The sequence below is a fragment of the Ignavibacteria bacterium genome (genome assembly GCA_016873845.1).
Lineage (GTDB): Bacteria > Bacteroidota > Ignavibacteria > Ch128b > Ch128b > JAHJVF01.
The window spans coordinates 21624-29253 of record VGVX01000031.1 but is presented as its reverse complement, the minus strand read 5'-3'; the positions used below and the strand labels follow the sequence as shown (position 1 = coordinate 29253).

General features: G+C 38.2%; 5 protein-coding genes. All 5 read right to left on the bottom strand.

Annotated elements, in window-relative coordinates; genetic code table 11:
- Window positions 1–331 precede the first annotated feature (331 nt).
- Window positions 332–2590 (bottom strand): phosphate acetyltransferase, encoded by a 2259-nt coding sequence (gene pta / locus FJ213_07495; protein MBM4176002.1) that lies wholly within the window; start codon window positions 2588–2590, stop codon window positions 332–334.
- A gap of 208 nt (window positions 2591–2798) precedes the next feature.
- A complete protein-coding gene (locus FJ213_07490; GenBank protein ID MBM4176001.1) occupies window positions 2799–5831 on the bottom strand; it encodes a T9SS type A sorting domain-containing protein in 3033 nt (1010 codons plus the stop codon).
- 84 nt (window positions 5832–5915) lie between these two features.
- Window positions 5916–7010 carry a T9SS type A sorting domain-containing protein gene (locus FJ213_07485; GenBank protein ID MBM4176000.1) on the bottom strand — a complete coding sequence of 365 codons (1095 nt, stop codon included), beginning with the start codon at window positions 7008–7010 and terminating at the stop codon, window positions 5916–5918.
- Between the two features lie 84 nt (window positions 7011–7094).
- A complete protein-coding gene (locus FJ213_07480) occupies window positions 7095–7292 on the bottom strand; it encodes a hypothetical protein (GenBank protein ID MBM4175999.1) in 198 nt (65 codons plus the stop codon).
- Window positions 7293–7313: 21 nt separating this feature from the next.
- Entirely contained in the window at window positions 7314–7595 is a 282-nt protein-coding gene (locus FJ213_07475) for a BrnT family toxin (GenBank protein MBM4175998.1), read from the bottom strand.
- Between the last annotated feature and the right edge of the window lie 35 nt (window positions 7596–7630).

Sequence of the window (7630 nt, the reverse complement as noted above, 5' to 3'; positions counted from 1 at the left end):
CTTGATTTGTAAAATCTAATTTTGTAGTTTTCTCTTGCATTTTGAACCTCGCTTTGGTTAAACATGTTTTTATTTCTTAAAATATAAGAATCCTTTGCGGGGTTTTCTTTTTAAACATAAAGTCTGAATCCCTCAACTGACGGATGAAAAATCTGAAATTGTACTTTTCGGGATTTATTAGATGTTTCGTCCCGATTACTCGGGACTCAACATGACAAAAGCCCATTCTCCGTACTTCAGTTAATTATTTAAGAGCATAAAAAAAACCAACAAATCTTACGATCAGCTGGGCTATTTAATCCTTCAATCCTTAAATCTTTTCTTAATTGAATTATTTTTTCAATTCATTTGCTTCGACAACAGCGATTGCTGCCATATTCACAATGTCATTTATATCGCATCCTCTCTGCAGAACGTGGACAGGTTTACTCATTCCCATTAAAATCGGACCAATTGCTTCTGCACCGCCGATTCTCCACAATAATTTATATGCAATATTTCCTGAATCAAGATTTGGAAATACTAATACGTTTGCATGTTTCTTCATCTTTGAAAAAGCAAAGTCCTGCGGAAGTATCGGAGGATAGACTGCAGTGTCTGCTTGCATTTCACCATCGACAATCAGATCAGGCGATTTGGTTCGAATAATTTCAACAGCTTTCGCAACTTTTTTACTTTGCGGATAAGGTGCACTTCCAAAGTTACTAAATGAGAGCATCGCAACGCGCGGTTGAATGTTAAATCTTTTCGCAGTCTCTGCAGAAAGAATTGCAATGTCTGCAAGTTCTTCCGAAGTTGGATCGACATTCACCGTTGTATCGGCGAAAAAGTATGCATCATCTTTAACTAAAATTATATAAAGACCGCTGACCCTTTTTACACCGGTTTTCATTTTTATAATTTCCAACGCAGGGCGAATTGTGTTCGGATAACTCGATGATAAACCGGAAATCAATCCGTCAGCATGATCCATGTGAACCATCATTGAACCGAAATAATTTCGAATTCTCATTTTTTCTTTTGCATCGAGCTTTGTAACACCTTTTCTCTGGCGTAGATTGTAGAATTCCTCAATGTAGCTTTCAAAGTTTTCAGATTCTTGGGGATTGATGATCGTAAATCCTTCATCATCAATATTGTTTTCTTTTATAAGATTTTTGATTTCATCCACATTCCCCAGCAGAATTGGATGAGCAATTTTTTCGTCGACAAGGATTTCACTCGCCTTTAGTATTTTTACTTGATTCCCTTCCGGGAAGACGATTCTTCGCGGTTTGCCTTGAGCTTTATCAATGGCAACACGAATTATTTGCTTCGAGATTCCCAACCGTTGAAGAAGCTGTTGTTCATATTCATCCCAATCTTCAATTTTCTTTTTGGCTACTCCAGTATCGATAGCGGCTTTGGCAACTGCAGGTGCTACATAAATCAATACTCGCGGATCAAATGGTTTTGGGATGATATACTCTTTACCAAATTCAATTGGCTCACCTCCGTATGCGCGGACTACTGACTCGGGGACTTCTTCTTTTGCCAGTTTGGCTAAAGCACGCGATGCAGCTAATTTCATTTCGTCGTTTATTGCTTTTGCCCGCACATCAAGTGCCCCGCGAAAGATAAACGGAAATCCAAGTACATTATTAACTTGATTTGGATAATCTGATCGGCCGGTTGCCATAATAATATCTTCACGAGCTGCCACAGCATCTTCATACATTATTTCTGGATCAGGATTTGCCATTGCCATAACAATTGGATTCTTCGCCATCGATTTGACCATATCTTTTGTAACACAATTTCCAACCGATAGTCCTACGAAGACGTCCGCACCGACAAATGCTTCGGCAAGAGTCCTTGCTTTGGTATCAGATGTGTAAACTTCTTTAAATTCGTTCATACCCTCTGTGCGGCCTTTATAGATGACTCCCTTAGTATCGCACATGATGATGTTTTCTTTCTTTACACCGAGAAGAACATAGAGATGTGCGCAAGCATTTGCAGAAGCTCCGGCTCCATTAAATACAACCCTAATCTTATCCAATTTTTTTCCTGTGAGCTCACATGCATTAAGAAGTGCGGCTGCACTGATAATTGCTGTTCCATGCTGATCATCATGGAATACAGGAATATTCATAGTTCGTTTCAACTCTTCTTCGATGTAAAAACACTCAGGAGCTTTAATATCTTCAAGATTAATTCCGCCGAAAGTCGGTTCGAGCAGTTGAACGCATTTAATAACTTCCTGAACATCTTTCGTCTTGATCTCTATATCAAAAACATCCACGTCTGCAAACTTTTTGAATAATACACCCTTACCTTCCATTACAGGCTTGCCTGCGTGTGGACCAATATCTCCCAAGCCAAGCACAGCAGTTCCGTTACTCACAACTGCGACAAGATTCCCCTTAGCAGTGTATTCATACACTAACTCATCATCTTTCGCAATGTCTCGGCATGGTTCAGCAACGCCTGGTGTGTAAGCTAATGATAGATCTCTTTGTGTTTGACATGGTTTTGTTGGGATTACCTCCACCTTTCCCTTCCGACCAGTACTATGGTATTGAAGGGCTTCCTCTTTTTTAATTTTCATTTTTTATCTCCAAGATTTGATTTTTTGATTTGACACATCATCGATGGGCAATAGTTTCGCTACAAAATTAGATATACTGAGGAGCAAATGCAATGAATTAAAATGAATTAAATGGATGAACTTTCTAGTCGAGACAATGCTACAGCATCAAAAAAAACTCCATCCCAAACTTGAGATGGAGTTCTTGACAAAAAATAATTTGTACAGTTTACTTAATTAATTGCATTTTCTTGATGTCGATAAATTTACCAGCTTGCAGCTTATAGAAGTAAACTCCTGAATTTAAAGGATAATTGATAGTGGAGAATGGATAATTATAAACACCAGCTTCTTTTACTTCATCGACAAGTGTTGCAACTTCCCTTCCCAATATATCATATACTTTAAGACTAACATGACTGCCTTCTGAGAGCTGATAGCATATAACTGTACTCGGATTAAATGGATTTGGATAATTTTGCATCAAGCCAAAACTAATTGGAAATGAAGTACTTGATATGTTCAATGTAGAAATTGCCGGATTGGAAATCACTATCCGATCACCTTCATATATTTTTCGATCGATCGAGCCACCGATCCCATCAGTTATTCTTAATTCTCTTCCTGAAACATTACTAAATAAAATTTCGATCGGATAATTCACGGAGTTAATATTGATTTGCTGAAGAAGTCCACTCGATTCCACATATTTTTGAGAAGCAAATCTCGCATCAAATATGCCTGCAGGGGGAATTGGTGGAAGTTCATATTTGTCTGAAGCAATTCCATCACCTAAATAAATAGTTTTGATTCCGCCTTTTGAGTCGGTGATTGTAATCATAGCCCATTTTGGATCAATCGTTTCTGAATATGCTTCTTGAGGAGTAGATTTTGCAACCGGGATCGGAATTGTTAAAATTCCTGTACTCGAGGTTTTTACCCAATACCCTTTCCCTTTATCAAGAGTCGTTGGTACAAAATAACCATTATCAAATCCATAAAAGCTAGAAGCAATTATTCCCGGAGGATTAGTAGTCACAAGTGAAGCTGCAACATTCAAATGATGTGTTCCAATCATATTCCAGCCGGAAATAACATTGATGTCTCTTCCTGGAACAGCCATACCATTGATTGTGTGTGATTTGAGTGAATCGAATTTCAGCCAATAACCTTTTCCGCCTGTTAAACTTGTCTGAGTAACATAGCTGCTTCCATCAAACCAGTACGCAGCAGAAACATTACCAATGAAAAGACTATCCTTGTTGGTTTGCGTAGTCGTAACGGGTACTGAAACAATATTCCAGTTCGGATTCGTGTTGAAGGTAACATTAATAGCTGTAGATGCGATCGTTAAAGTTCCTGAATTATAAGTTGAACCGTCCCAAAATCCACCGCCGCCAGCGCTGTATCCGCCATATTTGTATGCACCTCCAAGATATTGGAATCTGCTTGCATAAAAATAAGTTCCTGGTGCAAGTGATGGACCAATATTCGCCATATATTCATCATTGTTTCCGGTCGGTCCAGCGGAATTATAAGTTGCAGCAATCCAGTTCGTCCAAGTATTTGGATTTGTATTTGTTGTGTTATATCCAATCCATGAAAGAACTCCAGGTGCTTGACCAGGACCAGGAGTTACGCTATCAATCCAGATTTGAGCGTAAACATCAAAGTTCCCCCCTTGATTAATATTTCCGCTTCCAGGCCATTGCAAATTGCACCATCCAATCGGTACGGTGCTAGTCATTGGTTCGTCGCCGCCTTTGTAGGGTGAGGTTGCACTTCGAGGCTCGTTATCTATATCTGTTAAAATTCCGGCAATTGGAGTTCCAAATAGATCAGAATCACCTATGGAACTGCCGGTTAGATGCAAATCTGTCGTTGAAACGAAGTTAACATCTTTGAATTTTGTATTTGTCTCATGCGGTGTAGCTGCTGCCTGATAGTCGGCTAAAACATTGTATAATGTTGTTCCCCAGCCAGCGGCAAAATTGTTCGCACTTCCGCTTGAATAATATGCGTTATAATTTATGTCTAATACACCATCTACATTACTGATCATATTTCCAACGTGATAAACACCAGTACCTCCTGTACGTGTGTTAATACAGATATTGTTTTTAGAATTAAATATTGTAGCCGTATTTGAATTCGCTTTAAAGATGCCGCTGGAGACGACTGCCCCCGATGTACCTCCAGTATGTATCCCTCCAATTCGAATGGAATTAAAGTAAATATTAGATGTATGCGCATTAGAGCCAAGAATGTGAATTCCATGATAGAGAGAGACATTAGCAAGGTCTTTAGTCAACGAAAAGAAATTATTCTCAATGTTTAACGTTGATCCCGTAGCTGGAGTAAAATTTAACGCCCTGACTGATGTTGCTGTTGTAGCAGTTGACAGGAAATCGTAGAATTTATTTTTTTTGATATTAACGATACCATTAGTACTCGTAGATGAAATTACACCACTCACTAATGTATTGCTTACACCAACAGTGTGATAAACTTCGCATTCTTCCAGAGTAAAATTGAGGACATTCGAAGATAGCCATATCCCAGCATAACCCCAATTAAATATTTTACAATTTTGAACTACGTTATTTGCATTTGGATTTGCTGTGGTGCCAGCGAAACCAATACCCGACCTCGACCCCTCGAGCTTACAAAATTGAATTAGATTATCAGAATTGCCGGTAGGATTACTTGCTGAGGTGCTGAAATCAAAATTTCTGGGACCAGCAGTTGAAGCTGATGCACCATAGAGATGTAAATATTGGAATTTATTATGAGTAGCGCCATTTATTAATCGAATTGTATGTGCTGATGTGCTTGTGGATAAGTTTTGAATTTTCAAATCGATTTGATTGCCAACTCCACCAGGACGACCATCAATGATCACAAAATCTGCATCGTCTAAAATTATGGCGGGATTATTTAAATTTCCAGAAATAATCTCTCCTGTATTTCCTGCTTTAGGACGAATTGTAATTGTGTTTGTTAAGCTTGTTCCATTTTTCAATCCTAATTGAATTGGAAATGTTTCAGTTGAACCATCATAAGCAGGTAAAATCTCAATTAAATATGGACCTGCTACTGTAGCAGGAATGGCCGCGTAAGCAGTCGTAATATCGGAAAAAGATGCTACCAGCGTTCCTGAACTATCGCGCAGTTCAACTGAATTGGATTGTGAAAAGAGTATTACGGAAGTGAACAGAATCAAGAATAGTGAAGAGAGCAGTTTTGAACAGAAGGTTTTCATTGTGACCTCGTCTATTTTGTTTGTATTCTATTTTTTGATGCAGATTAAGAGTAGTCTGTCATAGTGTATAATATTTAATAAAAATCATTTTTGCAAAATCATTTTTTTGGTCTCAATCAAATCTCCAGCTCTTAACTGATAAAAATAGACCCCTGAAGGTAATGGAGAATTGAGAATGGAGAATTGAGAATTATGAATTCCAGCTTCTTTCACTTCATTCACAAGTGTGGCAACTTCCTTTCCGAGTACATCATAAACTTTAAGGGTAACGTACTCACTACTCGATACTGAATACTCAATCCAAGTCCCCCCATTGAACGGATTCGGATAATTTTGATACAAGTGAAATCCTTTTATTTGTATTTCCTCTGCGACAGCAGTTGGTGCATCTGCATTTACCAGTTCACCTTCTCTGACAGTTACTGTTCGCCTGTACGCACCACCGAGTGCTGTGATTGTGTACGCACCAGGTTTAACATCTCCAATTGCATAATTCTCTTGATAAATATCATCGCTGCCAATTCCAGGATCGTTGAAATTGTAAGTCAGTGCATAGCTGAAAGTTGTGTATGGCGGACGAGGTTTAGGATCAGGAGAAATATCCACACGAGTATTGTTTGCCGCCCCGGGAACTTTCCCATAGATCGCACCCATGCCGCTGATCGCGCACCACAATTCTGCATTGCGCCTATTTCGTGAACCGCTCGGACTTGATGTATTCAATCTTAGCTCAAAGTGTAAGTGAGGACCGGTAGAGTTTCCAGTATTACCTGAAATTGCTAAGGGCATTCCGGGAAAAACAATATCATTCACACTTCGCAATGGCCGCTGAAGATGCATGTAATAAAGATATAATAGTTTTCCTTCCCAGTAAGTTCGCACGACAATATAATTACCAGCACCACCCGGCTCATAACCGCCAATCGTGTCGGCTGGATTGTAACCGACAAATGTAACCAAACCCTCAGATGCGGAACGAACAGTATCGTACTTAATTGAAATATCGATTCCAAGATGCGCAAGTGATGAATTCCCATATCGTGGTTCGCCATATAAATACGAACCGTTAGTTTGTATATTGTTCGCAACAGGACGTTGAAGTCGGAAAGATTGACTGTAGGAAATTGAAATACTTAAAGATTGAAAAATTAGAAAGAATAAGAAGAATTTTTTAATCAATCGGATTCATTCAGATACTGGTTATGTCAAGATCTAAAATTATCATTAGGGTCTCGATAATTCCTAGCTCGGAAATATGGAATGTCATGCCGAAACTTTTTTCGATTTCTTTTTTGGATAGATAGAGATTATAGCTCTTAAAGCTTTATTTACCGAATCAGAATCTGGAAAAACCTCTGCCACGTCGGAATCTAAAGAAATAACTTTTTTCTCTAATCTTCCAGCATAAGGATTTTTTTTTGCTTTACTATAATTAAAATGATATTCCTCAAGCATACCCATCTCTTGAACGATTGTTTTTTTTCAGATATTTTCTTCATAGTTCCTTCTTTCCTTTTTTGTAGTTTGTCTTGAACTAATTATTCTAATTTTGTTAGAACGTTCATTGAAGACTACAATTAACAATCTCCCTGAACTTGAATGACCGATGATTATTTCTCTCTTCACAATAATAGAATGCTTTTTATCTTCGAATATGAAAGCAAGAGGATCATCAAAAACTGTTAGAGATTCTTCAAAGCTAACTCTATGTTTAACGAAATTTGAATCAGCCTTAGATTGGTTCCATTCAAATTTATATTTCACTCGTTAAAAAATATGTTTTCTCATCTCGAAATGCA

Bases quoted from the DNA above. Each gene is read 5' to 3' on its own strand.
- pta (MBM4176002.1), bottom strand. From the start codon at position 2,590: ATGAAAATTAAAAAAGAGGAAGCCCTTCAATACCATAGTACTGGTCGG.
- FJ213_07490 (MBM4176001.1), bottom strand. From the start codon at position 5,831: ATGAAAACCTTCTGTTCAAAACTGCTCTCTTCACTATTCTTGATTCTG.
- FJ213_07480 (MBM4175999.1), bottom strand. From the start codon at position 7,292: ATGGGTATGCTTGAGGAATATCATTTTAATTATAGTAAAGCAAAAAAA.